General features: G+C 71.1%; 29 protein-coding genes and 1 pseudogene. 14 read left to right on the top strand and 16 right to left on the bottom strand.

The features are described from left to right. Positions 1 to 2 precede the first annotated feature (2 nt). Genes BLV39_RS07605 through BLV39_RS07595 form a run of 3 tightly spaced genes read left to right on the top strand, consistent with a single transcriptional unit; the run spans position 3 to position 1,295 of the window. Positions 3 to 521 carry an EndoU domain-containing protein gene (locus BLV39_RS07605; protein ID WP_090788752.1) on the top strand — a complete coding sequence of 173 codons (519 nt, stop codon included), beginning with the start codon at positions 3 to 5 and terminating at the stop codon, positions 519 to 521. Positions 522 to 538: 17 nt separating this feature from the next. After that, positions 539 to 979 (top strand): hypothetical protein, encoded by a 441-nt coding sequence (locus BLV39_RS07600; RefSeq protein WP_090788750.1) that lies wholly within the window; start codon positions 539 to 541, stop codon positions 977 to 979. 28 nt (positions 980 to 1,007) lie between these two features. Beyond that, the gene (locus BLV39_RS07595; RefSeq protein WP_090788748.1) at positions 1,008 to 1,295 is read left to right on the top strand and encodes a DUF1905 domain-containing protein; all 288 of its coding nucleotides are present in this window, start codon (positions 1,008 to 1,010) and stop codon (positions 1,293 to 1,295) included. A gap of 8 nt (positions 1,296 to 1,303) precedes the next feature. Here the strand turns inward: BLV39_RS07595 and BLV39_RS07590 are convergent, their stop codons facing one another. From BLV39_RS07590 to BLV39_RS07580, 3 genes are all read right to left on the bottom strand, one after another. Beyond that, entirely contained in the window at positions 1,304 to 1,861 is a 558-nt protein-coding gene (locus BLV39_RS07590) for a dihydrofolate reductase family protein (RefSeq protein WP_090788746.1), read from the bottom strand. 74 nt (positions 1,862 to 1,935) lie between these two features. Further along, positions 1,936 to 2,742, bottom strand: a complete 807-nt coding sequence (locus BLV39_RS07585; protein WP_090788744.1) for an MOSC domain-containing protein — start codon at positions 2,740 to 2,742, stop codon at positions 1,936 to 1,938. A 25-nt stretch (positions 2,743 to 2,767) separates the two neighbouring features. Continuing rightward, positions 2,768 to 3,601, bottom strand: coding sequence for a class I SAM-dependent methyltransferase (locus BLV39_RS07580; protein ID WP_090788742.1), 834 nt, complete (start codon positions 3,599 to 3,601; stop codon positions 2,768 to 2,770). Positions 3,602 to 3,707: 106 nt separating this feature from the next. Here BLV39_RS07580 and BLV39_RS07575 point away from each other — a divergent pair, with 106 nt between their 5' ends. From BLV39_RS07575 to hutH, 6 genes are all read left to right on the top strand, one after another. Beyond that, positions 3,708 to 4,541 carry a MurR/RpiR family transcriptional regulator gene (locus BLV39_RS07575; RefSeq protein ID WP_090788740.1) on the top strand — a complete coding sequence of 278 codons (834 nt, stop codon included), beginning with the start codon at positions 3,708 to 3,710 and terminating at the stop codon, positions 4,539 to 4,541. Positions 4,542 to 4,552: 11 nt separating this feature from the next. Continuing rightward, entirely contained in the window at positions 4,553 to 6,187 is a 1,635-nt protein-coding gene (gene hutU / locus BLV39_RS07570) for a urocanate hydratase (protein ID WP_090788738.1), read from the top strand. Positions 6,188 to 6,192: 5 nt separating this feature from the next. Continuing rightward, positions 6,193 to 7,446 (top strand): allantoate amidohydrolase, encoded by a 1,254-nt coding sequence (locus BLV39_RS07565; protein WP_239083755.1) that lies wholly within the window; start codon positions 6,193 to 6,195, stop codon positions 7,444 to 7,446. Between the two features lie 64 nt (positions 7,447 to 7,510). Further along, positions 7,511 to 8,848: a formimidoylglutamate deiminase gene (locus BLV39_RS07560; protein WP_090788736.1), complete on the top strand. Its 1,338-nt coding sequence runs from the start codon at positions 7,511 to 7,513 to the stop codon at positions 8,846 to 8,848. Next, entirely contained in the window at positions 8,845 to 10,011 is a 1,167-nt protein-coding gene (hutI, locus tag BLV39_RS07555; protein ID WP_373315364.1) for an imidazolonepropionase, read from the top strand. Before BLV39_RS07560 ends, hutI begins: the two co-directional genes overlap by 4 nt. Then, on the top strand, positions 10,008 to 11,546 hold the full coding sequence (hutH, locus tag BLV39_RS07550) for a histidine ammonia-lyase (protein ID WP_090788733.1): 1,539 nt from the start codon (positions 10,008 to 10,010) through the stop codon (positions 11,544 to 11,546). Before hutI ends, hutH begins: the two co-directional genes overlap by 4 nt. Positions 11,547 to 11,836: 290 nt before the next feature. On the opposite strand, the gene BLV39_RS07545 is transcribed toward hutH, so the two are convergent. Then, a complete protein-coding gene (locus BLV39_RS07545; RefSeq protein ID WP_090788732.1) occupies positions 11,837 to 12,403 on the bottom strand; it encodes a helix-turn-helix domain-containing protein in 567 nt (188 codons plus the stop codon). Between the two features lie 83 nt (positions 12,404 to 12,486). On the opposite strand from BLV39_RS07545, the gene BLV39_RS07540 reads away from it, so the two are divergent. From BLV39_RS07540 to BLV39_RS45075, 3 genes are all read left to right on the top strand, one after another. After that, entirely contained in the window at positions 12,487 to 13,401 is a 915-nt protein-coding gene (locus tag BLV39_RS07540; protein WP_090788731.1) for an alpha/beta fold hydrolase, read from the top strand. Between the two features lie 130 nt (positions 13,402 to 13,531). After that, on the top strand, positions 13,532 to 13,939 hold the full coding sequence (locus BLV39_RS07535) for a hypothetical protein (RefSeq protein ID WP_090788729.1): 408 nt from the start codon (positions 13,532 to 13,534) through the stop codon (positions 13,937 to 13,939). A 47-nt stretch (positions 13,940 to 13,986) separates the two neighbouring features. Further along, positions 13,987 to 14,136, top strand: a complete 150-nt coding sequence (locus tag BLV39_RS45075; protein WP_373315370.1) for a DUF6186 family protein — start codon at positions 13,987 to 13,989, stop codon at positions 14,134 to 14,136. 102 nt (positions 14,137 to 14,238) lie between these two features. On the opposite strand, the pseudogene BLV39_RS07530 reads toward BLV39_RS45075, so the two are convergent. The 6 genes and pseudogenes from BLV39_RS07530 to BLV39_RS07505 all read right to left on the bottom strand — a co-directional run. Then, positions 14,239 to 15,159: pseudogene (locus BLV39_RS07530) on the bottom strand (AraC family transcriptional regulator); the annotation flags it as partial. 169 nt (positions 15,160 to 15,328) lie between these two features. Next, complete coding sequence (rdgB, locus tag BLV39_RS07525) at positions 15,329 to 15,931, bottom strand: RdgB/HAM1 family non-canonical purine NTP pyrophosphatase (RefSeq protein WP_090788725.1); 603 nt, start codon at positions 15,929 to 15,931, stop codon at positions 15,329 to 15,331. Positions 15,932 to 15,939: 8 nt separating this feature from the next. Further along, positions 15,940 to 16,668, bottom strand: a complete 729-nt coding sequence (rph, locus tag BLV39_RS07520; RefSeq protein ID WP_090788723.1) for a ribonuclease PH — start codon at positions 16,666 to 16,668, stop codon at positions 15,940 to 15,942. Between the two features lie 10 nt (positions 16,669 to 16,678). Then, positions 16,679 to 17,842 (bottom strand): glycosyltransferase, encoded by a 1,164-nt coding sequence (locus BLV39_RS07515; protein WP_090788721.1) that lies wholly within the window; start codon positions 17,840 to 17,842, stop codon positions 16,679 to 16,681. Continuing rightward, complete coding sequence (locus BLV39_RS07510) at positions 17,839 to 18,984, bottom strand: glycosyltransferase family 4 protein (RefSeq protein ID WP_090788719.1); 1,146 nt, start codon at positions 18,982 to 18,984, stop codon at positions 17,839 to 17,841. Before BLV39_RS07510 ends, BLV39_RS07515 begins: the two co-directional genes overlap by 4 nt. Before the next feature lie 74 nt (positions 18,985 to 19,058). After that, entirely contained in the window at positions 19,059 to 19,808 is a 750-nt protein-coding gene (locus BLV39_RS07505; RefSeq protein ID WP_090788717.1) for an MBL fold metallo-hydrolase, read from the bottom strand. A gap of 361 nt (positions 19,809 to 20,169) precedes the next feature. Here BLV39_RS07505 and BLV39_RS07500 point away from each other — a divergent pair, with 361 nt between their 5' ends. Both BLV39_RS07500 and BLV39_RS07495 read left to right on the top strand, forming a co-directional pair. Further along, the gene (locus BLV39_RS07500; RefSeq protein ID WP_090788715.1) at positions 20,170 to 20,913 is read left to right on the top strand and encodes a hypothetical protein; all 744 of its coding nucleotides are present in this window, start codon (positions 20,170 to 20,172) and stop codon (positions 20,911 to 20,913) included. A 287-nt stretch (positions 20,914 to 21,200) separates the two neighbouring features. Continuing rightward, on the top strand, positions 21,201 to 21,950 hold the full coding sequence (locus BLV39_RS07495) for an alpha/beta fold hydrolase (RefSeq protein WP_090788713.1): 750 nt from the start codon (positions 21,201 to 21,203) through the stop codon (positions 21,948 to 21,950). On the opposite strand, the gene BLV39_RS07490 is transcribed toward BLV39_RS07495, so the two are convergent. The 6 genes from BLV39_RS07490 to BLV39_RS07465 all read right to left on the bottom strand — a co-directional run bounded on the left by BLV39_RS07490 (position 21,935) and on the right by BLV39_RS07465 (position 26,452). Next, complete coding sequence (locus BLV39_RS07490; protein WP_090788712.1) at positions 21,935 to 22,900, bottom strand: PLP-dependent cysteine synthase family protein; 966 nt, start codon at positions 22,898 to 22,900, stop codon at positions 21,935 to 21,937. The two genes, BLV39_RS07495 and BLV39_RS07490, sit on opposite strands and share 16 nt — an antisense overlap. Positions 22,901 to 22,911: 11 nt before the next feature. Continuing rightward, a complete protein-coding gene (locus BLV39_RS07485) occupies positions 22,912 to 23,244 on the bottom strand; it encodes a MoaD family protein (protein ID WP_090791242.1) in 333 nt (110 codons plus the stop codon). A gap of 61 nt (positions 23,245 to 23,305) precedes the next feature. Further along, a complete protein-coding gene (locus BLV39_RS07480; RefSeq protein ID WP_090788710.1) occupies positions 23,306 to 23,797 on the bottom strand; it encodes a M67 family metallopeptidase in 492 nt (163 codons plus the stop codon). Between the two features lie 57 nt (positions 23,798 to 23,854). Next, complete coding sequence (locus BLV39_RS07475) at positions 23,855 to 24,349, bottom strand: DUF2017 domain-containing protein (protein WP_090788708.1); 495 nt, start codon at positions 24,347 to 24,349, stop codon at positions 23,855 to 23,857. 3 nt (positions 24,350 to 24,352) lie between these two features. Beyond that, positions 24,353 to 24,643 carry an ATP-dependent Clp protease adapter ClpS gene (gene clpS, locus BLV39_RS07470; protein WP_089246162.1) on the bottom strand — a complete coding sequence of 97 codons (291 nt, stop codon included), beginning with the start codon at positions 24,641 to 24,643 and terminating at the stop codon, positions 24,353 to 24,355. A 243-nt stretch (positions 24,644 to 24,886) separates the two neighbouring features. Further along, positions 24,887 to 26,452: a hypothetical protein gene (locus BLV39_RS07465; protein WP_143049668.1), complete on the bottom strand. Its 1,566-nt coding sequence runs from the start codon at positions 26,450 to 26,452 to the stop codon at positions 24,887 to 24,889. Between the last annotated feature and the right edge of the window lie 24 nt (positions 26,453 to 26,476).

Raw genomic sequence — 26,476 nt, 5'->3', positions numbered from 1 at the left:
CGATGGCGGCGCGACGGACGGGCGGCAGCGGCAAGCTGCTTCGCGCGGCGCTGGCTTACTTGCGCCGTGCCAAGAAGCGATCCCGTCCTGGCCGGATGGGTCCACGCGGTCTCGACCACGTCTTCCGTGGCGATGTCCGACCGAGCAAGCCGACCGGGTCCGGCTACCACTACCGTCCCGGCGGCCAAGACATTCCAGGTCGCCGCCTACGGCCGGGCTCGGTCACCCGCGACACCCGCACCGGCGTCTACACCGGGCGACCCGAATACTTCGATCCCGCACTCGATCCGCCGCAGGGCAGATGGAAGCCCAAGGGAGGTAACGATGGCGTCAGTTCCTTCTTTCCTGACCATTGGACTCCGGCCCAGGTCGACGCCGCGATCGCGGGTGCTTTCCGCAACCACACCCATGTCGCCGGCACCACTAACATGTGGGAAGGCAGGTACTCCGGGATTGTCATCCAGGGCTACTTTGACCCGGCGAGTGGCGCCCTGAGACATGGCTGGCCAGTGCTCCCCTGACCCTCACGAAGGACCGCATGAGCTTCATCCGGTTCCACCTCAGCGACCTCGGCACCGCCCGCTTCGTAGTCGACGACCAGCGCTATCGCGCGCTCGGCGCGTGGGCCATCATCGACATCTCGTTGATAATGGGTGTCTGCCTCGACGCGCTCGCGATGGTCGACGACGTCGCGGCTGGCCGTCCGGTCGAGCCTTGGAGCAGCGAGCACTACGACCTGACGCTGACACAGCAGGGCGTGACTTTCAGCAACTACTGGGCCGACGACGAACGCGGACGCTACAACCTGGCCGAGTTTCGCGAGACGGTGGAGCTGTACTGGGCCTTCCTCGCGAACCGGCCAGAGAGCGCCAGCATCGTGCGCGACTTTTGGCCGGATCTGCCCAGGCCACAGGCCGAGGTGCTGCTGTGGGAGCAGACCTGGCAGCGACCACACCCGTACCGCGGGAGGCTGTTCTAGCCGCACCTCCGGCTCCTATGGTGGGCCGATGGAATTGGTGTTCGACGGCGAGATCTGGTTTTGGAAGGGGCCGGCACCGTGGCATTTCGTTACGGTGCCTGAGGCGCAGTGTGTGGAGTTGGCGGCCAACGCCGACCTGGTCAGCTATGGCTGGGGCATGATTCCCGTCGGGGTGCGGATCGGCGCCACCGGGTTCACTACCTCGTTGTGGCCCAAGAACGGCGGCTATATCGTGCCGCTCAAGACCGCTGTGCGTAAGGCTGAGCGGATCGACATCGGTGACACCGTGACGGTTCGGTTGACCTTGGACGTCTGACTTCGACCTCACCGCGGGACGTAGGTGTGCAGCACTGTGCGGCCGTCCAGGGTTCGGGAGTCGACCAGGTCCAGGTTGACCCGGGCCTTGTCGAGGGGCAGTACCCGCTTGCCACCACCGAGCACGACGGGGTGGACCATCACCTGGATCTCGTCCAGCAGGCCGTGTTCGGCGAGTACCCCGGCCAACTGCGAGCCGCCGTTGAGCAGCAAGTCCTTGCCAGGCGCGGCCTTCAGAGCCGTCAGCTCGGTCACCGCGCTGATCACGCGGGCGCCGTGGTCGAGCGGGCCGCGGAGCGTACGCGAAAAGACGATCTTCGGGGTTGATCGCCAGAGTGGGGCGAACTCGATGTCGTGCGGGTGGTCCGAGACCTGGTCGGCGGTCGGCCAGTAACTGGACATCATCTCCCAGACCACGCGGCCATACAGGAAGGTGTCGACGCGGTCGTGGACCTCCTTCCCGTACGCGGACAGCTCCGGCCCCATCGACGCCCAGTCGAACTCGCCGTTCGGGCCGTCGACGAAACCGTCGACCGACGTGTGCACCCAGTAGATGACCTTGCGCATCGCAACCGCTCCTTCGCGAGAGTGTTCCTTCACCTCGTACGTCGGAGCGGAGATCGGCTCTTCGACAACCCGCGCTAGAGAACTGCCACCTCGTCACCGAGGGAGATGCGGCCCGGCTGCGTCGGCACCAGGTTAAGGCCGAACATCAGGCCCTTGTCGATGTTGCGGTGCTGGCCCAGCGCGCGCAGCGGCTGCTTGCCCTTCTCGGCCGTCTCCTGGTCGATCGTGGTCACCACGCAGCGGTCGCACAGGCTGATCGCTTGGAAGACGACCTCGCCTACCCGCAGCCGGCCACCGGCCCAACCGTCTTCGGCCCACGGCGCCGCGCCCTCGACGACGATGTTCGGGCGGAACCGGGTGATCGGCACCGGTTCGTCGCCCTCGTCCAGCAGCCAGTCGTTGAGCGCTCCGAGCGACGCCTTGTTGGCGAGCAGCAGCGGGTAGCCGTCCGCGAACGACATCGTGCCCAGCGTCGCGCTGGCGCCGGGCACGTGCGCGGTCGGGTCGTGCAGGAACATCAACCGAACCGGCCGCTCGAGGAACTCGCTGAGCCAGGCGTCCGCCTCGGGGCCGGCTGGTCGCGTCGGCACGGGTGCGCGGCGGCTTTTGAAGATCTTGACGCCCACGTCGTACGCCGGTGGCGGCTCCTGGATCGTGATCTCGTCACGTCCGGGCGCGGTCAGCCGCAGCGCGCCCGGTCGGACCGCCGCGCCCAGGAAGACGAGCGCGGCGGTCTCCCGCTGGGTCACTCCGACGCCGTCGGCATCGACGATCATCCAGCGGCGGTCGCCGGCCAGGCCCCACGGCTCGACGCGTGCGTCGTCGTGGGTGACGCGGTGACAACCCTTCACGGGGTACGTGTAGATGGCGCCCAATCGCATCGCTTCAGGGTGCCACCCGCCACCGTCACCAGGCGAGGCCTATTCCGTCGCCCGGGAACCAGTGCTTGGACGGAGTCTCCCGATAGGCCAGAAACTTCCGGCCTGTGCGTTCGGCGTGCTCGGCCAGCACGTTGGTCATCGTCACGTTGTCGGTCAGCAGCATGCCGCCCGGTGCCAGCTTGGCCTCGACGGCCTCGAACTCGCGCCGTTCGTGGGCCACGCTGTGGTCGCTGTCGTGCAGGAACATGTCGACCTTGCGGTCCAGCGCGCCGATCGAGGCGATCGAGTCGCCGATCACCAGGTCGACCACGTCGGCCCACGGCGTGCTGCGGGCCAGGTAACCGGCCTCGGGGTTGATGTCGAGCGAGGTGACCCGGCCCGGCGAGCCCTCCGCGGTGTTACGGAGCAGGGCGGCCGCGATCACGCAGGTGCCGAGTCCTTTGTCGACACCGGTCTCCACGACGTGGGAGGGGCGGCGGGCGCGCACGATCGCGTACCAGCCGATGCGCCTGGCGTATCTGACCTGCTTGTCGGCCAGGCCACGGCGCGCGGACGCCGTCGTGGCCGCGGTGATGTGGTCGCGCAGGTCCGCGTCGTCGTCGATCTCGCCGAAATAGCCGCGAACCGTGGCGACCGGCACCGCGCAGGTGATGCTGACGAACCAGGCCAGGTGTTCGCGGGACAGCTTGGTCAACTCGTAGGTGTAGTTGTGATGTTCACGGGAGGTGAAGAGCCACCGCACCGAGGTGCCGATGACTCTCGCGTCGTGGCGGGCAACCCGACGCAGCCGGTGCGGGAACGCCGCCACCGGTGCGAGTGGTGTGCGGGCGATGGCTCTGCGAAGTCTCGTCCGGTTCACGCGGCAGTTGTACCAGACGGTGTTACCTGCGTCACACAGCTAACCGTCACCGCAGAATCGCCGCACGTGCTTGTTTCCTGAATGGTTCTATGCATACTCTGCCTTCGTGAATGAAGGCGTTCGTGTGGTGGATCTGTTCCGTGGGGTTCGGCTGACGCCGACCCAGCGGCGGATCGCGCACTGCCTCGTGCAGAACGCCTCGTCCGCGGCCTACCTCTCGGCCTCCGAGGTCGCCGAGCTCGCGCAGGTCAGCCAGCCGAGCGTGACCCGGCTGGCGATGGCACTGGGCTACGACGGCTATCCGGCGCTGCGCCGCAAGCTGCGCGAGCTGGTCAGCCCCTCGATCGACGTGGCCTGGGCCGGCGACAACGAGCTCCAGGTCGCGCTGCGGGCCGAGGCCGACAACCTGCACGACCTGGCTGCGCGCTTGGGTGATCCTGATCGACTCAGCCAGGCCGGCGCCCTGTTGGCCGCCAGCCGTCCGTTGCCGGTGCTGGGTCTGCGCTCGGCGGCGCCCTTGGCGTCGTACTTCTCCTATTTCGCGGCGAAGGTGCATCCCGACGTCCGACTGCTCGAAACCGGCGGCAGCATGCTGGCCGACCGGGTCGACCAGGCTCGCGAGGCCGGGGCGACCGCGCTGCTGGCGATGGTCCTACCCCGCTATCCGCGCGAGGCGATCGAGGCTCTGCGGGCAGCCCGCGCCGACGGCCTGTCGGTCGTGCTGATCACCGACTCCGCGGTCGGCCCGGCCGCCGACCACGCCGACATCGTGTTGACCGCCGCCGTCGGCGCTCAGCTCGTCTTCGACCTGCACGCTGCTCCGATGGCGCTGGCCATGGTGCTGCTGCAGGCACTTTGCGACGCGGCCCCGACCGAGTCGCAGCGCCGGCTCGAAGAGTTCGAACGTTCCGCGTCCCGTCGTCAGTTGTTCGTGAGCTAGGAGGCCCTCTCGTGCGCGCACCTCGTGGCAGCACCATCACCGCCCTTGGCTGGCAGCAAGAGGCCGCCAAGCGGATGCTGATCAACAACCTCGACCCCGAGGTGGCCGAGCGGCCTGACGACCTGGTGGTCTACGGCGGCACGGGCAAGGCGGCGCGCGACTGGCCGTCGTTCCACGCCATCGTGCGTACGCTCGACACCCTGCGCGACGACGAGACGATGCTGGTGCAGTCCGGCCGGCCGGTCGGCGTCTTCCGCACCCACGAGTGGGCGCCGCGGGTGCTGCTGGCCAACTCCAACCTGGTGGGCGACTGGGCGACCTGGCCCGAGTTCCGCCGCCTGGAGAAGCTCGGCCTGACCATGTACGGGCAGATGACCGCCGGCTCCTGGATCTACATCGGCACGCAGGGCATCCTGCAAGGGACCTACGAGACCTTCGCGGCCGTCGCGGCCAAGCGGTTCGGTGGGTCGCTGGCCGGCACGCTGACCCTGACCGCCGGGTGCGGCGGGATGGGTGGGGCGCAGCCGCTCGCGGTCACCATGAACGACGGGGTCTGCCTGATCGTCGACATCGACCAGTCCCGGCTCGAACGGCGGGTGGCGGCGCGCTACCTCGACGTGGTCGCCTCGTCGTTGGACGAGGCGGTCTCGCTGGCCCTGGCCGCCAAGACCGAGCGGCGGGCGCTGTCGGTCGGCGTCGTCGGCAACGCGGCTTCGGTTTTCCCCGAGCTGCTGCGTCGAGGCGTCGAGATCGACATCGTCACCGACCAGACCAGCGCGCACGACCCGCTGTCCTACATCCCGGAGGGCGTCGACCTTGCCGACGCGCCCTCCTATGCGGCGTCGAAGCCCGAGGAGTTCACGGATCGCGCACGAGCCTCGATGGCCGCGCACGTGGCCGCGATGGTCGGCTTCATGGACGCGGGCGCCGAGGTGTTCGACTACGGCAACTCCATCCGCGGCGAGGCGCAGCTAGGCGGCTTCGAGCGGGCGTTCGCCTTCCCTGGCTTCGTCCCGGCCTACATCCGTCCGCTGTTCGCCGAGGGCAAGGGCCCGTTCCGCTGGGCGGCGCTGTCCGGCGACCCGGCCGACATCGCGGCGACCGACCGGGCGGTGCTCGACCTGTTCCCCGAGAACGAGTCGCTGGCCCGGTGGATCAAGCTGGCCGGCGAGCGGGTGGCCTTCCAGGGGCTACCGGCCCGGATCTGCTGGCTGGGCTACGGCGAGCGTGACAAGGCCGGCGTCCGGTTCAACGACATGGTGGCCTCCGGCGAGCTGTCGGCGCCGCTCGTGATCGGCCGCGACCACCTCGACGCGGGCTCGGTCGCCTCTCCCTACCGCGAGACCGAGGCGATGGCCGACGGCTCCGACGCGATCGCCGACTGGCCGCTCCTCAACGCCCTGGTCAACACCGCCAGCGGCGCCTCCTGGGTGTCCATCCACCACGGCGGCGGCGTCGGCATCGGCCGCTCCATCCACGCCGGCCAGGTCTGCGTCGCCGACGGCACGGCGCTGGCCGGGCAGAAGATCGAGCGCGTCCTCACCAACGACCCGGGGATGGGCGTCATCCGCCACGTCGACGCGGGCTACGACCGGGCCACCGAGGTGGCCACCGAGCGCGGCGTGCGCATCCCGATGGCGGAGTGAAGACCTTGTCCACCGATCCTGCCCTGGTGCACACCTTCCGCGAGGTGTGGGCGGAGCTGTCGGGCATCGGCCGCGCCCCGGACGGCGGCTACCTGCGGTTCGCTTGGTCGCCGGCCGAGGTCGCGCTGCGCGATTGGTTCCGCGTCCAGGCCGCTCGGCGCGGGATGCCGGTCACCGACGACGGCAACGGCAACCTCTTCGCCGTTTGGTCGCCCACGTCGGACGAGCGGCTTTCTGGTGCGGCGCCGGGCGGGGTGCTGACCGGGAGTCATTTCGATTCCGTGCCGCACGGTGGGGCGTTTGACGGGCCGTTGGGCATCGTGTCCGCGTTCCTTGCTGTGGATCTTCTGCGCGAGCGCGGTTTCCAGCCCACGCGGCCGATCACGGTGGCCGCCTTCGCGGAGGAGGAGGGGTCGCGGTTCGGCGTGGCCTGCCTCGGTTCGCGGCTGCTGACCGGGGCGATCGACCCGCAACGAGCCGCCGCCTTGACCGACCGCGACGGGATTAGCCTGGGCGACGTGCTCGGTGCCACCCCGGCCGGTGCACGACCCGAACTGGTCGCTCGCTTCGACGCCTATGTCGAGCTCCACGTCGAGCAGGGCCGCGCGCTGGCCGGCCCGATCGGCGTGGCCAGCGCGATCTGGCCGCACGGGCGGTGGCGCTTCGACGTCGAGGGCGAGGGCAACCACGCCGGCACCACGCTGATGACCGACCGGCGCGACCCGATGCTGACCTACGCGTTCACGGTGCTGGCCGCCAACAAGGAGGCCCGGCTGCGCGGCGCGCACGCGACGGTCGGCCGGGTCGAGGTCACCCCGAACGCGACCAACGCGATCCCCGCCGCCGTGCGCGGCTGGCTCGACGCCCGGGCCGCCGACGACGAGACCCTGGCAGGGCTGGTCGAAGCGGTTGCCAAGAAGGCGACCGAGCGAGCCGGCCGCGACGGCACCGCCATCCGGTTCACCGCCGAGTCGACCACGGGCGAGGTCCGCTTCGACCCGACGCTGGCCTCGAACCTGGCCGGGTTGCTCGGCGGCGCACCGATCCTGCCGACCGGCGCCGGGCACGACGCCGGCGTGCTCTCCGCCCACCTACCCACAGCGATGCTCTTCGTCCGCAACCCCACCGGTGTCAGCCACGCCCCCGCCGAGTCGGCCAGCGACGCCGACTGCGCGGAAGGCGTCAAGGCCCTGGCCCGCGTACTGGAGGAACTGTCCGCCCAGCCACTCGTTGATCATGACGAGGGGGTGGCGCGATGACCGAGCGACCAAGCCAGCTCAGTGACTGGAGCTCCTGCCTCTCCACGCGCAGCGGGGAGAGCGCATGAGCGACGGGCTTTGGTATGCCGACTGGGCTTGGTTGGGGTCTGACGAGGCGCCGACCGGCCGGGTGCTGATCGAGGTGGTGGACTCGCGGTTCTCGGCGATCACCGTCGGGGTCGCGACGCCGCCGCCCGACGCGATCCGGCTGCCTGGGCTCACCCTGCCCGGGCTCGCCAACGCGCACTCGCACGCGTTCCACCGCGCCCTGCGCGGGCGCACCACCGACGACCGGGGCAGTTTCTGGACCTGGCGCGACCGGATGTACGCGCTGGCCGGCCGGCTCGATCCGGACGATTACCTGGCGCTGGCCCGGGCCACGTACGCCGAGATGGCCTTGGCCGGGATCACCACCGTCGGCGAGTTCCACTACCTGCACCACGATGTCGACGGCGAGCCCTACCCCGATCCCAACGTGATGGGCGCGGTGCTGATCGAGGCCGCGGCGCAGGCCGGCATCCGGATCACGCTGCTCGACGCGCTCTACCTGACCGCGACCGTCGACGGCGAGCCGCTCGAGGGTGTCCAGCGCCGGTTCGGGGACCAGGACCTCGACGCCTACCTGGCCCGGCTCGACCGCCTCGACGCCGCCAACAGCGACAACGCCGACAGCGTGCGGATCGGCGCCGCGCTGCACTCCGTTCGTGCCGTGCCGGCTGCCTTGCTTCCTGAGTTCGCCGAGCGCACCGCCGGCCGTCCGCTGCATTTCCACCTCTCCGAGCAGCGCGCCGAGAACGAGGCCTGCGTGGCCGCGCACGGGCGCACCCCGACCGAGTTGCTCTCCGACAGCGGCGTCCTCAGCGCGCGGTCGACCGCGGTGCACGCCACGCACCTCACCGACCTCGACCGCACCCTGCTCGGCGACACCGGCACCGGCGTCTGCTTCTGCCCGACGACCGAACGCGACCTCGCCGACGGCATCGGCCCCGCCCGGGCGTTGGCCGACGCCGGCAGCCCGCTCTCCCTGGGCAGCGACAGCCAGACCGTGATCGACCTGTTCGAGGAGGCGCGCGCGCTCGAGGCCGACGAGCGGCTGCGCACCGAGCGACGCGGCCACTTCACGCCGGCCGAGCTCATCCGAGCCGCGGCGGTGGCCGGGCACAACGCGCTGGGCTGGACCGATGTCGGGCGGATCGCGGCCGGCGAGCGGGCCGACCTGGTCACGATCAACCTGGAGAGCCCGCGTACGGCCGGCGCCCCGCCGGTCGGCGCGCCCCTGACCGCGAGTGCCGCCGATGTCACCACCGTGGTGGTCGACGGGCGGGTCACCGTCCGCGACGGGCACCATGTGCGGATAGACGTGCCGGCGGCGCTCGAAGAGGCGGTGCACAGCCTGTGGTGAGTTTCGTGATCGACAACATCGGCGAGCTGGTGACCAACATTCCGGGCACCGGCGAGGGCGGCCTGCTCGGGATCCGGCGCAAGGCGGCGGTACTGGTCGAAGAGGGCGACATCGCCTGGATCGGCCCGAGCCGCTACGCGCCCGCCGCCGACCGGCGCATCGACGCGCAGGGCGGCGCCGTCCTGCCAGGTTTCGTCGACAGCCATGCCCACCTGGTCTTCGCGGGCGACCGGGCCGCCGAGTTCGCCGCCCGGATGGCCGGCGAGCCCTACACCGGCGGCGGCATCCGCACCACGGTCGCCGCGACCCGCGCCGCCGACGACGACCTCCTGCGCGACAACGTCGACCGCCTGCGGTCCGAGGCGCTGCGGCAGGGCACGACGACCATCGAGATCAAGAGTGGGTACGGGCTGACGGTCGCCGACGAGGCCCGCTCGCTGCGGATCGCGGCCGAGTTCACCTCGGAGACGACCTTCCTCGGCGCACACGTGGTCCCGCCGGAATACGCCAACCGCGCGGACGACTACGTGGGGCTGGTCTGCGGTCCGATGCTGCGCGCCGCCCGGCCCCACGCCAAGTGGATCGACGTGTTCTGCGAGAAGGGCGCCTTCGACGCCGACCACGCGCGGGCGATCCTGACCGTGGGCAAGGACGCCGGCCTGGGCGTACGCGTGCACGCCAACCAACTCGGCCCCGGCGAGGGCGTGCAGCTCGCGGTCGAGCTCGGCGCGGCCAGCGCCGACCACTGCACCCACCTGTCCCGCGCCGACATCGACGCGCTCGCGGGGTCGCACACCGTCGCGACGCTGCTGCCCGGCGCCGAGTTCTCCACCCGGTCGCCTTATCCCGACGCCCGCCGGCTGCTCGACGCCGGCGCTACCGTCGCGCTGGCGACCGACTGCAACCCCGGCTCGTCGTACACCTCCTCGATGCCGTTCTGTGTCGCGCTCGCGGTCCGCGAGATGGGCATGACGCCGGCCGAGGCGGTCTGGTCGGCGACCGCGGGCGGCGCCCGGGCGCTGCGCCGCGACGACGTGGGCGTGATCCGCCCCGGCGCGCGGGCCGACATCATGCTGCTCGACGCGCCCACCCATCTGCACCTGGCCTACCGGCCGGGCGTACCGCTGGTCACCAAGGTTCTGCACAACGGAGCACCCCAATGACGACTGTCACCGTCCTGCCCACCGGCATCACGCCCGCCGACGTCCACGCTGTGGCCCGCGGGGCCGCCCTGGTCGAGCTGCACCCCACCGCCGTCGAGGCGATGGCGGCGTCGCGCGCCCACGTCGACCGCATCGAAGCGTCCGGCCGCCCGGTCTACGGCGTGTCCACCGGCTTCGGCTCGCTGGCCAGCACGTTCGTGGCCAGCGAACGCCGGGCCGAGCTACAGCACGCGCTCATCCGCTCCCACGCCGCCGGCATCGGCGCCCCGATGCCACGCGAGGTGGTCCGGGCGATGATGCTGCTGCGGATCCGGTCGCTGGCGCTGGGTCACTCCGGCGTCCGCCCGCTGGTCGCCCAGTCGCTGGTCGACCTGCTCAACGCCGACGTCACGCCGTGGGTGCCGGAGCACGGCTCGCTCGGCGCCTCCGGCGACCTGGCCCCGCTGGCGCACTGTGCGCTCGTGCTGCTCGGCGAGGGTTGGGTGCTCGACAAGTCCGGCACCCGCATCGACGGCGGCGAGGCGCTGCGCCGGGCCGGCCTGCGCCCGATCGAGCTGGCCGCCAAGGAGGGCCTGGCGCTGGTCAACGGCACCGACGGCATGCTCGGCATGCTGCTGCTGGCGATCGGCGACGCCGCGCACCTGTTCGCGATGGCTGACCTGACCGCCGCCCTCTCGATCGAGGCGATGCTGGGCTCCGACCGCCCGTTCATGCCGGAGCTGCACGCGATCCGGCCGCACCCCGGCCAGGCGACGTCGGCGGCCAACATCCACCGCCTGCTCCAGGGCTCCGCGATCATGGATTCGCACCGCGACGACCTGGACCACGCGGTGCAGGACGCGTACTCGATGCGCTGCGCACCCCAGGTCGCCGGCGCCGCGCGCGACACGCTCGAGTTCGCCACCCAGGTGGCCGGCCGCGAGCTCCGCTCGATCGTCGACAACCCGGTCGTCCTCCCAGACGGCCGAGTCGAGTCCACGGGCAACTTCCACGGTGCGCCGCTCGGCTTCGCCGCCGACTTCCTGGCGATCGCCGCCGCCGAGGTGGGTGCCATCGCCGAACGCCGGGTCGACCGCCTGCTCGACGTCTGCCGCTCCCGCGAGCTCCCGCCGTTCCTGTCCCCCGACGCGGGCGTCAACTCGGGCCTGATGATCGCGCAGTACACCGCGGCCGGCATCGTCGCGGAGAACCGCCGCCTGGCGTCCCCGGCGTCGGTCGACTCGCTGCCGACCAGTGGCATGCAGGAAGACCATGTCTCGATGGGTTGGGCCGCGACGCGCAAACTGCGCACGGTGCTCGACAACCTGACCAGCCTGCTGGCGGTCGAGCTGCTGGCGGGGGTCCGCGGCATCCAGCTACGGGGGCCGCTGGCGCCGTCGCCGGCCGGCACGATCGCTACGGCCGCGGTCGCCCGCTTCGCCGGCACCCCGGGGCCTGATGTCTTCCTGGCTCCGATCATCGAGTCGGCACGGGAGCTGGTCAGCGGCACCGAACTACGCAACGCCGTCGAAGCGGAGGTCGGCCCGCTCCCCTGACCCGACCGGCCAGCCGAACGTCGGCTGCCGCCGCGTACCCGACCGACCTGTCGGGCGTTGGCTGCCGCCGCATGCCCGGACCGACCTGTCAGGCGTTGGCTGCCTCCGCATGCCCGACCGGCCCGGTCAGGCGGTGTTTGCCGCCGCAGGGACGGCGGCAGCCAAGCCAGCAGATACGCCTCTGCGGGAGACGGCAGGCGGGCCGGTCAGGCCTGGCTAGCCCGCGGGTTCAAGCCCGCTGGGCGCGCGGCTAAGCGCGTTCGATTCGGCGGTCGCCGCTGGCGAGCGCGTCAGCTCTCGCTCGTGGCATACCGCTGGGCGAATACCAACAGCTCCACGGACCGCGACCCCTCGGGCCGGGCCGAGGCGTCGCGCAACCGGTCGTCATAGCGGCTCAGCACCGCTCGGATGTCCGTGACCATCTCCCGGACCTCGTCCACGGTGCCGTACACGACCGTGCCCGAGCCTCCAAGCACGTCCTGCCATTCGGCGGGCTCCGCATAGCGGCTCGCCTGCGCCGACTGCACCCGCTCAAGCCAGTGCCGGACCAGCACGTCCGACAGCGCCCGGGCCGCGGCGCGGGACTGTTCGTCGTCCTGGACGTCCGAGAACGCCAGGGGTACGTCCAGCGCCCGCCAGGGCCGACGCCGGCCCGGCCCCGTGCCGACCTCTTCCACGAACCCGAAGCGGGACAACGCGCGCAGATGGAAGGCGCAGTTCGTCGGGGTCTGGCCGATCAGCGCGCTCGCTTCGGTCGCGGTCAACGTGTCGTGCACACGGAGGACCTCCATCAGCGCGATCCGGGTCGGATGCGCCAGAGCGCGCATCGCCGCCGCTCCCTGCAGTCGTGCAGCCATCGCGCAAAATCCTCTCTTGTTTCGAGCCCTGCGTTTCGAGAATATCGTCTCGAAAGAATTCTCTCGAACCCAGGAGGCGACCGATGGCGAGCCGGCGGCAGAGCGACCCCGTGATCACGGCACTCTCGGCGTTGGCGCCCGACGCCCAGCTCAGCTGGGGTGAGCTTGTCCGGGACGACGGCCGCCACCTCCGCTGGATCGAGACGAACAGCACCGGACCGACCATCCTGCTGGTCGGCGGCGCGGGCGACACCGTGCTCGACTGGGGGCCGATCCTCCCAGCGCTGGCCACCGACTTCCGCGTCATCGCCTACGACCGGGCCGGCCTCGGTGCCAGCGATCCGGTTCGTGGTCGGCTCACCATCGAGTCCCAGGTCGACGACATGGTCGCCCTCCTCGACGCCCACGGGCCGACCCTGCTGGTCGGACATAGCTGGGGCGGCCTGCTCGCCCAGTTCGCCGCCGCCGCCCGGCCGGCCCAGGTGACCGGGCTGGTGCTCATCGACCCCACCCACGAAGGCGTGATGGCCGTCGTACCCACCCGGCTGCGGATCACCTCCGACCTGTCGTTGGCCTGGATGGTGCTGCTCAAGTACGCCGGCCTGTTCGACAAGCAGCTCGACAGGTTCGCCGAGGGGCTGATGAAGGTCTGCAGCGACGACCCGGCCACCCAGCAACTCGTCCTGGCCGCCTACCGCGCCGAGTACGCCGAGCGCTACCAGGTCGCCTCCGTGCGCACCGAGAACCGGCTCGCCGGCGGCGTCGAGGCCGCCCGCCGCGCCCGCGCCGCCAATCCCCCGGCCGACGTGCCGATGACCGTCCTGACGGCGACCCGGGGCAAGCTACCTGTGCTCCAGGTGCGCGCCGCCGAGCTGGCCGAAGAGACCGCCGCCGCGTACCCCCAGGGTCAGCACATCGTCGTCGACGACGCCGGCCACTACATCCACCACGACCAGCCCGCCGCGGCCGCCGCCGCGATCAAGGCCGCTGCCGGCTGAGCAAGGCGCAAGCTGATCACGAGCCACCCTGGGTGGTCCCGCAACACCTGTCGCGACGTCATGGGCCCTGAGCGGCAACTCACTCGCGAATGAGCATCGCGACACCGGTGATCGACGGCAGACTGTCCGCATGGTGGAGTCGCGACAACGTGAGGAGACCGCCAGCCGTCCCCTCCTCCTCAACAGGTACGCCGCCCTGGTCGTGTTCATCGCGGGTTACGCACTGCTCGCCGCGGTCGCCCGCCCACTGACCCTGCCGGCGTCGTTCACCGTGCTCGTCCCAGGGCTGGCCATCATCGTCTGGGGCGCCCGACGCACACCCAAGCGGACCGTGAAGACCACCCGGTCGACGGTCGTCACCTGGTTCGTGCTGCTCGGCCTCTTCTGCGTCTGGGAGCTGGTCGCCTTCGGCTGGGGCAACGACCCGGCCCACCCCACGCTGAGCCTCGCGTTCGACCCGGTGCTGGAGAACTATCCGGCCCGGGTGTTCGGCTACGTGATCTGGCTGAGCACCGGAGCCTGGGCGGCGAGCCGGTGAGCCCTCGTCTCGTCCTCATCACGGGCTTCATCGTCATCTTCGCGGCGATGCTGGTCGTCGACATCACCAGCCGCCGCCGAGGCAAGGGCCCCGAGCCGGTCGCCACCGCGCTGACCGCCGCGATGCGTACCCCGCTCGGCCGCGTCCTGGTCCTCGGCTGGTGGTGCTGGATCGGCTACCACTTCCTGGCCCGCTGACAAGCCAGCCGAGCCAGCCGAGCCAGCCGAGCCAGCCGAGCCAGCCGAGCCGGCCGAGCCAGGCAAGCCAGCCGCGCCCGAAGAGCCACCCGCAGACCGCTTCCGATGCTCCTGCGGGCTGACCCCGTGCACCCGCTTGAAGGCCGTACTCAGCGCGAACGCGCTCCCGTACCCCACCTGCCGAGCCACCGCCGCCACCGTCGCGTCGGGCTCCAGCAGCAGATCGGCGGCGAGCGCCAACCGCCACGAGGTCAGGTACGACATCGGTGGCTCACCGACCAGATCAGCGAACCGCCGGGCCAGTGCCGCCCGCGACAGCCCACTGCGCGCCGCCAGCGAGGCCACCGTCCACGGATGCGCCGGGTTGTTGTGCAGCATGCGCAAGGCGCGCCCGACGACGGGATCGGTCTGCGCCTGGTACCACGCCGGTGCCTCCGCCTCCGGCCTCGAGAACCAGGCCCGCAGCACCGCGATCAGCAGCAGGTCCAGCAGCCGGTCGAGCACCGCCGACTGCCCCTGCTCGTCCCGCACGATCTCCGAGCCGAGCAACCCGACCAACGGTGAGTCCCAGTCGCCGGCGCGCAGCACCACCAGCGTCGGCAGCGCCCGCAGCAGTCGGTCGCTGATCTCGCCGTTGACCTGGTAGGTGCCGGTCAACATCACCGACTCGCCGTCCGCACTCGTACCCCAGGTGCGTACCCCAAGATCCATCTCGTCGTGCAGGTCGTCCCCGTCGGGCGTGGTGCACCGTTGCCCAGGGTGGATGACGATCTGCGGCGCGGTCCCAGGATCGTCCGCGACGGTGTAGTGGTCCGGCCCCCGCATCACCGCGACATCACCCGGATGCAGACAAACGGGCGCGGCACCATCGAAGGTCACCCAGGCATCACCGCGCACGACGGACACGATCGACAGCGGCGCCTCGTCGCGGATCCGCAGCGACCACGGCGGATCCAGCACACATCGGAGCAAAAACGCCGCTCGCGCCCGCGGCCCGTCCAGCAGCCCGGCTAGAGCATCCATCGACCCATGCTAACGAGACCAGTGCTCATTACAGGCCACGATGACTCGGGCTCGCGGTGGGCACGACCGTTGCTCCCGCCAGAGACCGCTTCGCTGCCAGGCCCGGGGTGGCTCACCGCCACCCCAAAGCCGCACGAGCCCCACAAACCCCACGAGCCCCACGTACCAATTAGCGGATCTGCTCTTTCGCGATGACCTTGGCCAGGGCCCGCAGCGCCTTGCCCCGGTGGCTGATCGCGTCCTTCTCCGCGGGTGCGAGCTCGGCGTTGGTCCGCTCCTGGCCCTCGCCGATGAAGAGCGGGTCGTAGCCGAAGCCGCCGGAACCCCGCGGAGCCCGCAGCAGGTGGCCCGGCTGCCGCCCCTCGACCAGGTGCTCGCGCCCGCCCGGCGTGACCAGGGCGACCGCGCAGACGAAGGCCGCACCGCGGTTCTCGTCGGCGAAGTCGCTGATCTGGGCCAGCAGAAGCTCGTTGTTGGCCGTGTCGTCGCCGTGCTTCCCGGCCCAGCGGGCACTGAGCACGCCCGGCATGCCGTTGAGCGCCTCGACCGTGATGCCCGAGTCGTCGGCGATCGCCGGCAGGCCCGTGCGGCTCGCGCCCTCGCGGGCCTTGAGCAGCGCGTTCTCGGCGAAGGTCAGGCCGGTCTCCGCCGGCTCCGGGTACTGGTCGACGTCACGCAGGCTGACCAGCTCGATCGCTCCGCCGCCGAGCGCGCCGTCCAGGATGCGCTGCAGCTCGACGAGCTTCTTCGCGTTGTTGGTGGCGAGCAGCATCCGGCGGCTCACGACGCCAACGCCTTCCGCTGGGCGTCGGCCAGCGAATCGCAACCGGTCACGGCCAGGTTGAGCAACGCGTCGAGCTCGGCGCGGTTGAAGACCGCCGCTTCACCGGTGCCCTGCACCTCGACGAAGTCGCCGTCGCCGGTGCAGACCACGTTCATGTCGACGTCGGCCGCGGCGTCCTCGAGGTACATCAGGTCGAGCCGGGGCTCACCCTTGATGACGCCGACGCTGACGGCGGACACCGAGCGCGGCACCGCTTCCTCGATCTTGCCCGCCAGGATCTTCTTGCCGGCCATCCAGGTCACCGCGTCGTGCAGCGCCACGTACGCGCCGGTGATCGCGGCCGTCCGGGTGCCGCCGTCGGCCTGGAGCACGTCGCAGTCGAGCACGACCGAGTTCTCGCCCAGGGACTTCAGGTCGACGCAGGCCCGCAGGCTGCGCCCGATCAGGCGGGAGATCTCCTGCGTACGCCCGCCGACCTTGCCCTTGACGCTCTCGCGGTCGGAGCGGGTCGTGGTCGCGCGCGGCAACATCGCATATTCGGCGGTCACCCAGCCGAGCCCGCTGCCCTTGCGCCAGCGCGGCACCCCCTCGGTGACGCTGGCCGTGCACAGAACCCGGGTGTCGCCGAACTCGACCAGCACCGAGCCCTCTGGGTGCATGCTCCACTGTCGAGTGATCGTCACCGGTCGCAGTTGGTCGGGCCGCCGCCCGTCTGGTCGAGCCATGGGGGCCAGCCTAGGCGGCGTCCGCGTCGGCCCGCGCGCGCCCCGCTGTCACCGCCGCCCGGTGCGCGCCGAGGAAGGCCGCGGTCGCCGCCGGCCAACTGAACTCCTCGGCCCTCGACCGGGCCTGTGACCGGCGCAGATCCTCGTCGAGCCCGAGCAGCCCGGTGACCGCCGAGGCCATCGCGGGACCGCTGCCGGGCGCCGCCGCACCGGCCGGGCCGATCACCTCGGGCAGCGCGCTGGCCGCGTTGACGACCACCGGCGTGCCGCAGGCCATCGCCTCCAGCGCCGCGAGACCGAAGGTCTCCACCGGGCCGGGCGCGATCACCACGTCGGCGCTGGCCAACAGCGCGGCCACGGCGGCCTGGTCGGGCAGGAAGCCGGCGAAGGTCACGGGCAGCCCGGCGGCCCGGGACTCGAGCACCGGCCGGCGCGGGCCGTCGCCGAGCACCACGAGGCGGGCCGGCACACCGGCGCGGACCAGCGCGGCCAGGGCGTCGACGGCGAGCTCCGGCTTCTTCTCCGGTGACAGCCTGGTGCAGGTGACCAGCAGTACCTCGCCTGGCCGGACGTATCGGGCGCGCACCTCTGGGTCGTGCCGGCCGGGATGGAACGTGTCGAGGTCTACGCCGAGCGGCGCCCGCCGCACGGGGGCACCGATCCGGACGAACTCCTCCGCCGCCCAACCGGTGGTGCAGACGATCGTGTCGTACGCGTCGGCGCTGCGCGCGTTGAGCGCGTCCGCCGTCTTCCGCCCGGCCGCGCCCGGCAGCCCGGAGATCCGCAGCAGCCCGGCCAGGCTCTCGTGGGAGACCATCACGCTGGGCACGCCGGCGTCCCGGGCCCAGCGCCCGGTCCAACGCAGCGTGCTGCGGTCGGAGACCTCCAGCCGGTCCGGCGCCAGGCGGTCCAGCAGCCGGGCCAGTGGGCGGCGGCCGACCAGCACCCGGTAGCCGCCGGTCAGCGGCACCATCGGGCCGGGCAGCGTGATCACCCGGCCCTGGTCGGTCTCCTCGTCCGCGTACTTCTCACCCGGCATCACCAGGATCGGCTGGTGCCCGTTGGCCAGGTATCCCGCACCCAGGCTGCGCAGCGCCGTCCGGAGACCACCCGACCTGGGCATGATGAAGTTCGCGAGCCGCACGATCCGCAGCCCAGAAGCCCCCGAGCTCATGCGGCGACGGCCAGCCGCGGCCGGACCGAGCGCCCTTGCAGCACCTCCGCGTAGTGGCCGATCAGTTCGTCCCCGATCGCCGCCCACGTGCGTCCGGCGACCGAGTCGCGCGCGGCCAGGCCGTACCGCTGGCGCAGTTCCGGGTCCTTGACCAACGCGCCGACCGCGTCCGCGATGGCGCCGCCGTCGCCGGGTGGCACCAGCGTGCCGGTCAGGTTGGGGCGGACCAGGTCGATCGGGCCGCCGGCGGCCGGCGCGACGACCGGCACGCCGCTGGCCATCGCCTCCTGCACGCTCTGGCAGAACGTCTCGTGCGGCCCGGCGTGCACGAACACGTCCAGGCTCGCGTAGATCCGGGCCAACTGCTCGCCACCGCGCTGACCCAGGAAGACCGCGTGCGGCAGGGCCTTCTCGGCCTCCTTGCGACCGGGGCCGTCACCGACCACGACCAGCCGCACGCCAGGCATCCGGGACACCCGGGCCAGCAGGTCGAGCCGTTTCTCCGCGGCCAGCCGACCCACGTACCCGATGAGCAGTTGACCGTCCGGCGCCAACGCCCGGCGCACTCCGGCGCTGCGCTTGCTCGGGTGGAACCGGACGGTGTCGACGCCGCGGCCCCAGCGGTGCACGCGGCGGATGCCCTGCTCGGCCAGGTCGGACACCGAGGTCGACGACGGCGCGAGCGTCCGGTCGGCACCATTGTGGATGGTGCGGATCCAGTGCCAGGTGATGTCCTCGCCCCAGGCCAGGCGGTAGTTGCGCAGGTACGCCGCGATGTCGGTCTGGTAGACGGCGACGGTCGGCAGGTTGCGCTGGTTGGCCAGGGCCACACCACGGGCACCGAGGAAGAAGGGGCTGGCCAGGTGTACGACGTCCGGGGCGTGCGCGATGAGCGCGTCAGTGAGCCGGGCGCTGGGCATCCCGAACCGGAAGCCCCGGTAGCGAGGCAGCGGCACGCTCGGGATGCGGACCACCGGATACGACCGGGCACCGGTCACGCCACGGGCCGACGACGACGGCGCGGGCGCGATGACCATCGGCTGGTGGCCGCGGGCGACCAGGTGCTCGGCGACGCGGACGACGGAGTTCGCTACACCGTTGACGTCCGGCGGGAAGGACTCCGTGATGAGCGCGATACGCATGGGCACACCGTCTGTGCCGGTGCGGTGCGGGGGGCGACACCCGGTTGTCGGGCCGGCAAACAGTGCCTGAAGGGTCAGATCTCGTAGCGCGCGCCGGGCCGGACGATCTCCATCGGCCCCGCATAGGTCGCCTGCGCCGCCTCGAAGGTCAATGCCTCGCTGCCCCAGGCGGTCACCAGGTGCGTCAGCAGTAACCGGCCGACGCCGGCCTTGGTGGCGACCTCCCCCGCCTCGCCACCGGTGAGGTGGATGTCGGGCGGGTTGTCGGCGCCGTCGAGGTAGCTCGCCTCGCACAGGAACACGTCGGCGCCGTGCGCCAGGCGCAGCAGGGCGTCGCAGGGTGCGGTGTCCGACGAGTAGGCCAGAACCCGGCCCTGGTGCTCGATCCGCACGCCGTAGGTCTCGACCGGATGGTTGACCCGGTCGACGACGACCTGGAACGGCCCGATCGGGAACGAACCCGGTTGCAGGCCGTAAAAGGTGTAGACGTCGTCGAGCGGGTCCTCGACCTCGTTGTTGTAGCCGGCGGCGATCCGGGCCGGCGCGCCGGCCGGTGCGTAGACCGGGATCGCCGGGTAGGCGCCTTCAGGCGCGTAGCGCCGGACCACGATGTAGTCGCACGCGTCCGACATATGGTCGCAGTGCAGGTGGGTCAACAGGATCGCGTCGATGCCGTGCAGGCTCGAATAGCGCTGGAGCGCTGACAATGACCCGGTGCCGAAGTCGACAAGGAGGCGGAAATCGTCTGCCTCGACGAGGTATGCGGAACAGGCCGACTCGGGGCCGGGAAAACTGCCGGCACAGCCGAGGATCGTCAGGCGCATCCGAACGTTCCCGGCATGTTGACAGGCCCGCCGACCTTTCGGAGGCACAAGATCGGAGTCGACGAGATTGTCACGCTGCGCAGCCTACGCCGTGGCCCGGAACCTCATGAAAGAACTGATCGAACTTGTCGCGAAGGTGACACCGCAGCGTCGGGTACATTCCGGCAATTCTGGATGATCGCGGTTGGAGATCATGCCGTTACGCGTAGTCACATTCTGCCGTTGAATCCATGGCGGGCCCGCCGGGAGGCGGTGGGCCGACGGAGGCGCAGGACGGTGACGTGTGTCGAACCAGGCAGAGACCCCTTCGGCAGACAAATCAGACAACAGTAAGGCGGAGCCTTCGTCGCCCCGGCACGCCATGGGCACGGACGGAACCGCGGCCACCGGCGTGATCGCCGACCCGGCACCTGGCGAGGGGGTCGAGACCCTGCCGATCGTCCCATCGACCGGACCAAATCCGGCCCCGAGCCAGACCGGCGGCGTCGTCGGGACCTCGGAACGGCAGATCACGACGCCGGGGGTACCGATCATCACCGGCCTAGACACGGTGGCCGGGCCGGAGACGGCCGTTGGCAACGCCCTCAGCGGCGTGTCGACCGGGAACGGCGCCGCGGGAACGCTCACCTCACCCGTGTCGAACGGCGCGACGGGGACGCTCATCGAGCCTGCGCCACAGGTCGGCGATGGCGAGAGTCCAGCGGGTACGGAGCCCGTGAGCGTCGAGCGCCTGCCCACCCGGTTGAGCCTCAACAAGGCCAAACACGCGGCGGCCGCACAGAACGGCATCTTCCGGCTCGGCGACCTGGTGCACTCGGACGCCAGGCCCACACCGGAAAGCGCCCACATGCTCGGCGTCTGCGCGTGGGGCACGGCGTTGGCGCTGGCGGGCGTCGGCGTCGGCATCCGCGGGCTGGCCGCGATCATCGGCGGCATCGCACCTGGCTGGTACCAGCCGGCTCTGATCGCCGTCGGCCTGATCGGCGTGCTGCTCACCGTGGGCGCCTTCGTGACGATCCAGCGCCGCTACACACCCTGGCTGATGCTCGCGTTCGCCACGATCCCGCTCGCCGTGTCGATAGCCCTGACCATCATCGCCCTCTGACGCTGCCGTCGGCTCTACGCGCACCACCTCCTCGGAGCCGGTGCGCGTAGACGGTCATCGGCCCTCCGTTTGCTCTGCACCCGTATACGCACCACGCTCGTCGGTAGGTGGTGCGTATACGGGTGCAGAGCAAACGGGGTTGGCGGTGACCCGCGGCGGACCTGGCAGCGGAGCGAAGCGGAGCGGTCTCCGGCGGGAGCAACGGCGCGCAGCCACCGCGGACCCGGGAAATCTCGCTATTGGCCCAGGGCACTTTGATGATCTGCTTATCGATCGAAGGCGGCGAGATGGCTGAGACCGCGCTTTCCGGGGATGGCACCGCGATCGCGTTCGAGCGGGTCGGTTCTGGCCCCGCCGTGGTGTGTGTGGACGCGGCCGGCGCCTATCGCGAACACGGCCCGATGCGTCCGATCGCGGCCGCGCTGGCCAAAAGCTTCACCGTGTTCACCTATGACCGGCGCGGGCGCGGCGAGAGCGGCGACACGTTGCCCTACGCGGTCGAGCGCGAGATCGACGACCTGGCCGCGGTGATCGCCGCCGCGGGCGGGACGGCGCACGTCTACGCCTTCTCGTCCGGTGGGCTGGTCGCGTTGCACGCCGCGGCCGCCGGGGTGCCGATCGAGCGGATGGCGTTGCTCGAGCCGCCGCTGGGCGAGCCCGGCGGGTCGCCGCTCACCGACGAGATGCGCACCCTGGTCGGCGCGGGCAAGCATGCCGAGGCGGCCGCACACTTCCTGGCCGCGATCGGAGTGCCGGAGGAGTACGCGACGCCGGACGCCGGCTTGATCGCGGTCGCCCCGACGCTCGTCTACGACTGTGTGCTCGGGGACAGCACTTCACTGGAGCTGATCGGCCGCGTCCGCACGCCCACGCTGGTCATCGACAGCGAAGGCACCACCGGGCCGCTGCCGGGCTGGGCGGTGACGATCGTCGGGGCATTGCCCGACGGTCGCCACCTGAGCCTGCCCGGCAGTTGGCACGGGGTCGACGACGCCGATCTGACCGGCGCTTTGCGCGAGTTCTACGCCCAGAGCTGACCGTCGAGCGCCTCTTCGGCCTCCGCGAGGGTGCCGCCGTAGGCGCCGGTGGAGAGGTATTTCCAGCCGCCGTCGGCGATCACGAAGGCGACGTCGGCGCGGATGCCCTCCTTGACCGCCTGGTGGGCGACGGCCAGCGCCGCGTGCAGGATCGCGCCGCTGGAGAAGCCGGCGAAGATGCCTTCGACCTCGACTAGTTGCCGGGTACGCAGCACCGCGTCCTGAGTGCCGACGGAGAACCGGCGGGTCAGGACCGAGGCGTCGTAGAGCTCCGGCACGTAGCCCTCGTCGATGTTGCGCAGCCCGTAGACGATCTCGCCGTAGCGCGGCTCGGCAGCGATGACCTCGATGCCGGGCACCTTCTCGCGCAGGTAGCGACCGGTGCCCATGAGCGTGCCCGTGGTGCCCAGACCCGCGACGAAGTGCGTGATCGTCGGCAGGTCGCGGAGCAGCTCGGGGCCGGTCGTCTCGTAGTGCGCGCGGGCGTTGTCGGGGTTGCCGTACTGAAAGAGCATCACCCAGTCCGGGTGCTCGGCGGCGATCTGCTTCGCCTTCGCCACCGCCTGGTTGGAACCGCCGGCGGCCGGCGAGAAGATGATCTCAGCGCCGTACATCCGGAGCAGTTGGGTGCGCTCCGTGGAGACGTTCTCCGGCATCACGCAGACCAGGCGGTAGCCGCGCAGCTTGGCGACCATGGCCAGGGAGATGCCGGTGTTCCCGCTGGTCGGCTCCAGGATCGTGTCGCCCGGGCGGAGCCGGCCGGCGCGTTCGGCCTCGCGGACCATGAACAGCGCCGCCCGGTCCTTGATGCTCCCGGTCGGGTTGCGATCTTCGAGCTTGGCCCACAGCCGCACCGGCGGCGCGCCTTCCGGCACCGCCGGGGACAGCCTGGGTAGGCCGACCAGCGGGGTGTCACCCGCCGCATCGAGCAGGCTCTCGTACCGCGACATGGCGGCGTCCCTTAGCTGACGGGCGCCGTGGAGCGGCCGAGGAGCGCGGCCGCGGCGGCGAAGCCGAAGGCACCACCGGCGACGGCCGGCAGGATCGTCACGTTGTCGCCGTCATTGAGCTTGGCGTCGAGCGAGCCGAGGAAGCGGACGTCTTCGTCGTTGACGTAGATGTTGACGAAGCGGTGCAGGCCGCCCTGCTCGGTGATCAGCCGGCCGCGCAGGCCGGAGTACTTGCTGTCGAGATCGGTGAGCAGCGCGCTCAGCGTGTCGCCGGCGCCCTCGACGGACTTCGCGCCGCCGGTGTACGTGCGCAGGATGGTGGGGATGCGAACTTCGATAGCCATGATCATTGCTCCTGGGAAGAACGAGAAGAACGACGGACGGTGGTCGGTTGGCAGCGGGGGGTCAGCGGCCGGGCGAACACTCGTAGTCGACCGTCGTCGGGCTCTGCCCGAACATGTATGACTGAACGGCGTGCGGATCCACGGTGGGCTCAACGATCCGGACCGGCTCTTCGGTTACGACACCGTCGACGATGCGGTAGGAGCGGATCTCTTCGGACTCCGGCTCGCGGGTCGACACCAGCAGGTAGTGGGCGCCCGGCTCGCCGGCGAAGGAGACGTCGGTGCGGGACGGGTAGGCCTCGGTCGCCGTGTGCGAGTGGTAGATGACCACCGGCTCTTCGTCGAGGTCGTCCATCTCGCGCCAGACCCGGAGCTGCTCCATCGAGTCGAACTCGTAGAACGTCATCGACCGGGCGGCGTTGTCCATGGGGATGTGGCGGGCCGGCTTGTCACTGCCGACCGGGCCGGCGACCACGCCGCACGCCTCGTCGGGATGGTCGCGGCGTGCGTGGGCGATGATCGCGTCGATGATCGACCGGTCGATGCTCAGCACGTACCCAAGCTTACCGTCTGCGCGGCCTGTGCCGGGACGTGGCCGCGGTCACGATGGTCACTCCGTGAGTGCGGTGAGCAACGATTCCTGAAGATATCCCAGGTACGCGTAAACGGAGAGCTGGAAGACCCGGGACGACGAGGGGTCGGACAGCACGGCGTCGTCGAGCTCGTCGCCGAGGTCGGTCTCGGCGCTGATGTCGAGCCGGACGCCCATCGCCAGCCGGGCGTCGTTGAGCGCTCGCAGCCAGGCCTCGGCGGCCTCCTCGTCGAGCCGGACCTCACCGCCGGAGCTGCTGGGCAGCGCGGCCAGGATGGCACCGGCCGCGTCGATCTTGCCGGTCTTGAGGTCGCCCTCGGTGAAGCGGCGGAACTCGGCCGAGTCGTCGCTGTTGGTCGGGTAGACGTCGGGGAAGAGCCGGTCGACGACGGGGTCGCCGTGGTCGAACCCGTCAGTGAGCAGCCCGACGACCTCGGTCGCGACCTTCCGCAACACCCGAACCTCGTCGGGGGCGAAGGTCGCCACACACTGTTTTCCATAGCGCCGGAACATGGGTCAGGGCTGCTCGACCGTCGCCCAGAGGCCGTAACCGTGCAGGCACGACGCGTCGTATTCCATCCGCTCGCGGGCACCGTGCGAGACGGCGGCGCGGCCCTTGTTGTGCACGTCGAGCATGAGTGACTGCGCCTTGTCGAAGGTGTAGCCGAACTGCTTCTGGAACACCCAGGTCACGTAGGTCATCAGATTGACCGGGTCATCGTGGACAACCGTGATCCACGGACGGTCGGTTGCCGGCAGGGTCTCGACGTCCGGCGACTGCACGGGAGTCGTCTGCGGGGCTGCCACACCGCCATCGTACGAGCAAATCGACGCACCGACGACCGCCACATGCGTCCCAGTAGCCCTCACTTGTCGTGGGCTGGGGAAAGGCGCTGTTTCATGGCTGGGGTCGGGCTGCGGCGGGCCCAGGTGCCGCCTGGCCGCACGGCACCTTTACCCGGATACAACACCGGTATCCGGGCAAAGCCGCCGCACACCCAGACAACACCTGAACTCCGCCTCGCCTCGATCCCAGCCATGAAACAGCGCCTATGCCAGAAGGATCCCGTGGTCGACCGCTTCCGCGAGCACTCCGTTGAGCGCCCGGTGGGTCGCCTCGAGGCGGCGGGAGACCTCGCGGAGGAGCTCGAGCTCGACGCCGCGGATCGACCGCTGCGCCCACGAGCGGGCCCGGTTGGTGTCGGCGGCGCCGGCGTTGCGCCACTGCCCGTAGCAGCCGCCGGCCAGCCCGACGCCGACCGACGGGAGGATCGTGCGGCCCACCTCCACCGGGTAGGCGGCCAGCCCGGCCACCGCGCCGCCCCCGGCGACCGTGGCCACCCCGGCGGTGCTCGTGATCAGGAGGACCTTGTCGAGGTCACGAGCGTTGCGGTCGTCGGCGAGCGCACGGCGCACGCCCGCCGCCACCCGGCGGCGGACACCCTCGTCGGGCGCCTCGCCGAAGACCTGGGTGGCCGAGTCGGTCAACAGTTGGTCGACGGTCTGGTCACACTCGGCGACGGCCTTCAGCGACAGCGCGTGCATCTCGCGGTCGAGCGTCTCGGCCAGGCCGGCCGGACCGGTGCCGAAGACGATCTCCTGGACGCAGCGCAGGTGGATGTTGGCGAGCTCGATGGCCAGGCGCTGCCGGACGATCTGCGTCTCGGTGCGGGCGGACGCCTCTAGTCGCTCGGCCCAGTCGGACTCGTGGATGCCCTCGGCGACCCGGACGGTGCGCATCGCGTTCGGCGGCACCGGCGGGTTGCTGCTGGCCCGGTTCATGCCCTCGTCGGCCGCCCACTCGGTGAGCGCGCGGCGCAGGAACGCGGTGTCGCCGGCGGCCGGGTCGACCGCGAACCAGGGCGCGTCGGCCAGCGCCGGGATGGCGGTGGCGATCGCCATCCGCTGCGCCTCGACCGCACCCGCGGCCGGGTCGTCGTCGTCGAGGCCGGGCGCGATCTCGCCGAGCGCGAGCAGGTCGAGCTCGTCGACCGCGTCGATGGACAGGGCGGGTGCCGGTGCGAACCAGGTGCCGTCGGCGCGGGGTGTGACGACGAAGAAGACCGCGGCGTTGGTGTGCGCGACTTCGCCGAGGATGTCGAGCTCGAAGCGACCGGGAAGCTGGCCGGCACTCAGCACGTACATCACCGCGCCGCCGCGCTCGACCGCGTCGTGCAGGACCCGGCCGCCGGCGACGCCGAGGGTCTCGGTGTCGGGCGCGTCGACCAGGGCGAAATGGCGCAGCAACGGGTCGGGCAGGGTGAGCTCGACCCGGCGCGGCGGGCGGGCCGCGGCCGGCTCGTCGACTGGTGCGACGGCGGAGCGGAACGGGTGTGCCTTGCGGGCGCCGGGCAGGTAGGAGCAGATGTCCTTGCCGTGGCCGTGGTTGACCACGAGGTAGCTGGCGGACGGCACGTCGAGCAGCGGACCGACGGAGCCGACCAACGCGGCGATCACGTCGCTGCGGCCGCTGCCGCGGGCGCCGAGGGCCACGACGGCCATCGGCTCGTCCGGAATCGGCTCGAGCTCGGGACCACCCATCCGGCCGGCGCGCCGCTGTAGCGGCAGAGAGATGACCTCTGCCCCGGTTAGCCGATCGAGCGTGTCTGAGCCCATGCCTGCGCCTCCTGGTTCGACTGC

Source organism: Asanoa ishikariensis (assembly GCF_900107455.1).
GTDB classification, from domain to species: domain Bacteria; phylum Actinomycetota; class Actinomycetes; order Mycobacteriales; family Micromonosporaceae; genus Asanoa; species Asanoa ishikariensis.
This window is presented reverse-complemented; position numbering and strand designations above follow the sequence as displayed.

Bases quoted from the DNA above. Each gene is read 5' to 3' on its own strand.
- BLV39_RS07605 (WP_090788752.1), top strand. From the start codon at position 3: ATGGCGGCGCGACGGACGGGCGGCAGCGGCAAGCTGCTTCGCGCGGCG.
- BLV39_RS07600 (WP_090788750.1), top strand. From the start codon at position 539: ATGAGCTTCATCCGGTTCCACCTCAGCGACCTCGGCACCGCCCGCTTC.
- BLV39_RS07595 (WP_090788748.1), top strand. From the start codon at position 1,008: ATGGAATTGGTGTTCGACGGCGAGATCTGGTTTTGGAAGGGGCCGGCA.
- BLV39_RS07590 (WP_090788746.1), bottom strand. From the start codon at position 1,861: ATGCGCAAGGTCATCTACTGGGTGCACACGTCGGTCGACGGTTTCGTC.
- BLV39_RS07585 (WP_090788744.1), bottom strand. From the start codon at position 2,742: ATGCGATTGGGCGCCATCTACACGTACCCCGTGAAGGGTTGTCACCGC.
- BLV39_RS07560 (WP_090788736.1), top strand. From the start codon at position 7,511: ATGAGCGACGGGCTTTGGTATGCCGACTGGGCTTGGTTGGGGTCTGAC.
- hutH (WP_090788733.1), top strand. From the start codon at position 10,008: ATGACGACTGTCACCGTCCTGCCCACCGGCATCACGCCCGCCGACGTC.
- BLV39_RS07545 (WP_090788732.1), bottom strand. From the start codon at position 12,403: ATGGCTGCACGACTGCAGGGAGCGGCGGCGATGCGCGCTCTGGCGCAT.
- BLV39_RS07540 (WP_090788731.1), top strand. From the start codon at position 12,487: ATGGCGAGCCGGCGGCAGAGCGACCCCGTGATCACGGCACTCTCGGCG.
- BLV39_RS07535 (WP_090788729.1), top strand. From the start codon at position 13,532: ATGGTGGAGTCGCGACAACGTGAGGAGACCGCCAGCCGTCCCCTCCTC.
- BLV39_RS45075 (WP_373315370.1), top strand. From the start codon at position 13,987: ATGCTGGTCGTCGACATCACCAGCCGCCGCCGAGGCAAGGGCCCCGAG.
- rdgB (WP_090788725.1), bottom strand. From the start codon at position 15,931: ATGCTGCTCGCCACCAACAACGCGAAGAAGCTCGTCGAGCTGCAGCGC.
- rph (WP_090788723.1), bottom strand. From the start codon at position 16,668: ATGGCTCGACCAGACGGGCGGCGGCCCGACCAACTGCGACCGGTGACG.
- BLV39_RS07515 (WP_090788721.1), bottom strand. From the start codon at position 17,842: ATGAGCTCGGGGGCTTCTGGGCTGCGGATCGTGCGGCTCGCGAACTTC.
- BLV39_RS07510 (WP_090788719.1), bottom strand. From the start codon at position 18,984: ATGCGTATCGCGCTCATCACGGAGTCCTTCCCGCCGGACGTCAACGGT.
- BLV39_RS07505 (WP_090788717.1), bottom strand. From the start codon at position 19,808: ATGCGCCTGACGATCCTCGGCTGTGCCGGCAGTTTTCCCGGCCCCGAG.
- BLV39_RS07500 (WP_090788715.1), top strand. From the start codon at position 20,170: ATGGGCACGGACGGAACCGCGGCCACCGGCGTGATCGCCGACCCGGCA.
- BLV39_RS07495 (WP_090788713.1), top strand. From the start codon at position 21,201: ATGGCTGAGACCGCGCTTTCCGGGGATGGCACCGCGATCGCGTTCGAG.
- BLV39_RS07490 (WP_090788712.1), bottom strand. From the start codon at position 22,900: ATGTCGCGGTACGAGAGCCTGCTCGATGCGGCGGGTGACACCCCGCTG.
- BLV39_RS07485 (WP_090791242.1), bottom strand. From the start codon at position 23,244: ATGGCTATCGAAGTTCGCATCCCCACCATCCTGCGCACGTACACCGGC.
- BLV39_RS07475 (WP_090788708.1), bottom strand. From the start codon at position 24,349: ATGTTCCGGCGCTATGGAAAACAGTGTGTGGCGACCTTCGCCCCCGAC.
- BLV39_RS07465 (WP_143049668.1), bottom strand. From the start codon at position 26,452: ATGGGCTCAGACACGCTCGATCGGCTAACCGGGGCAGAGGTCATCTCT.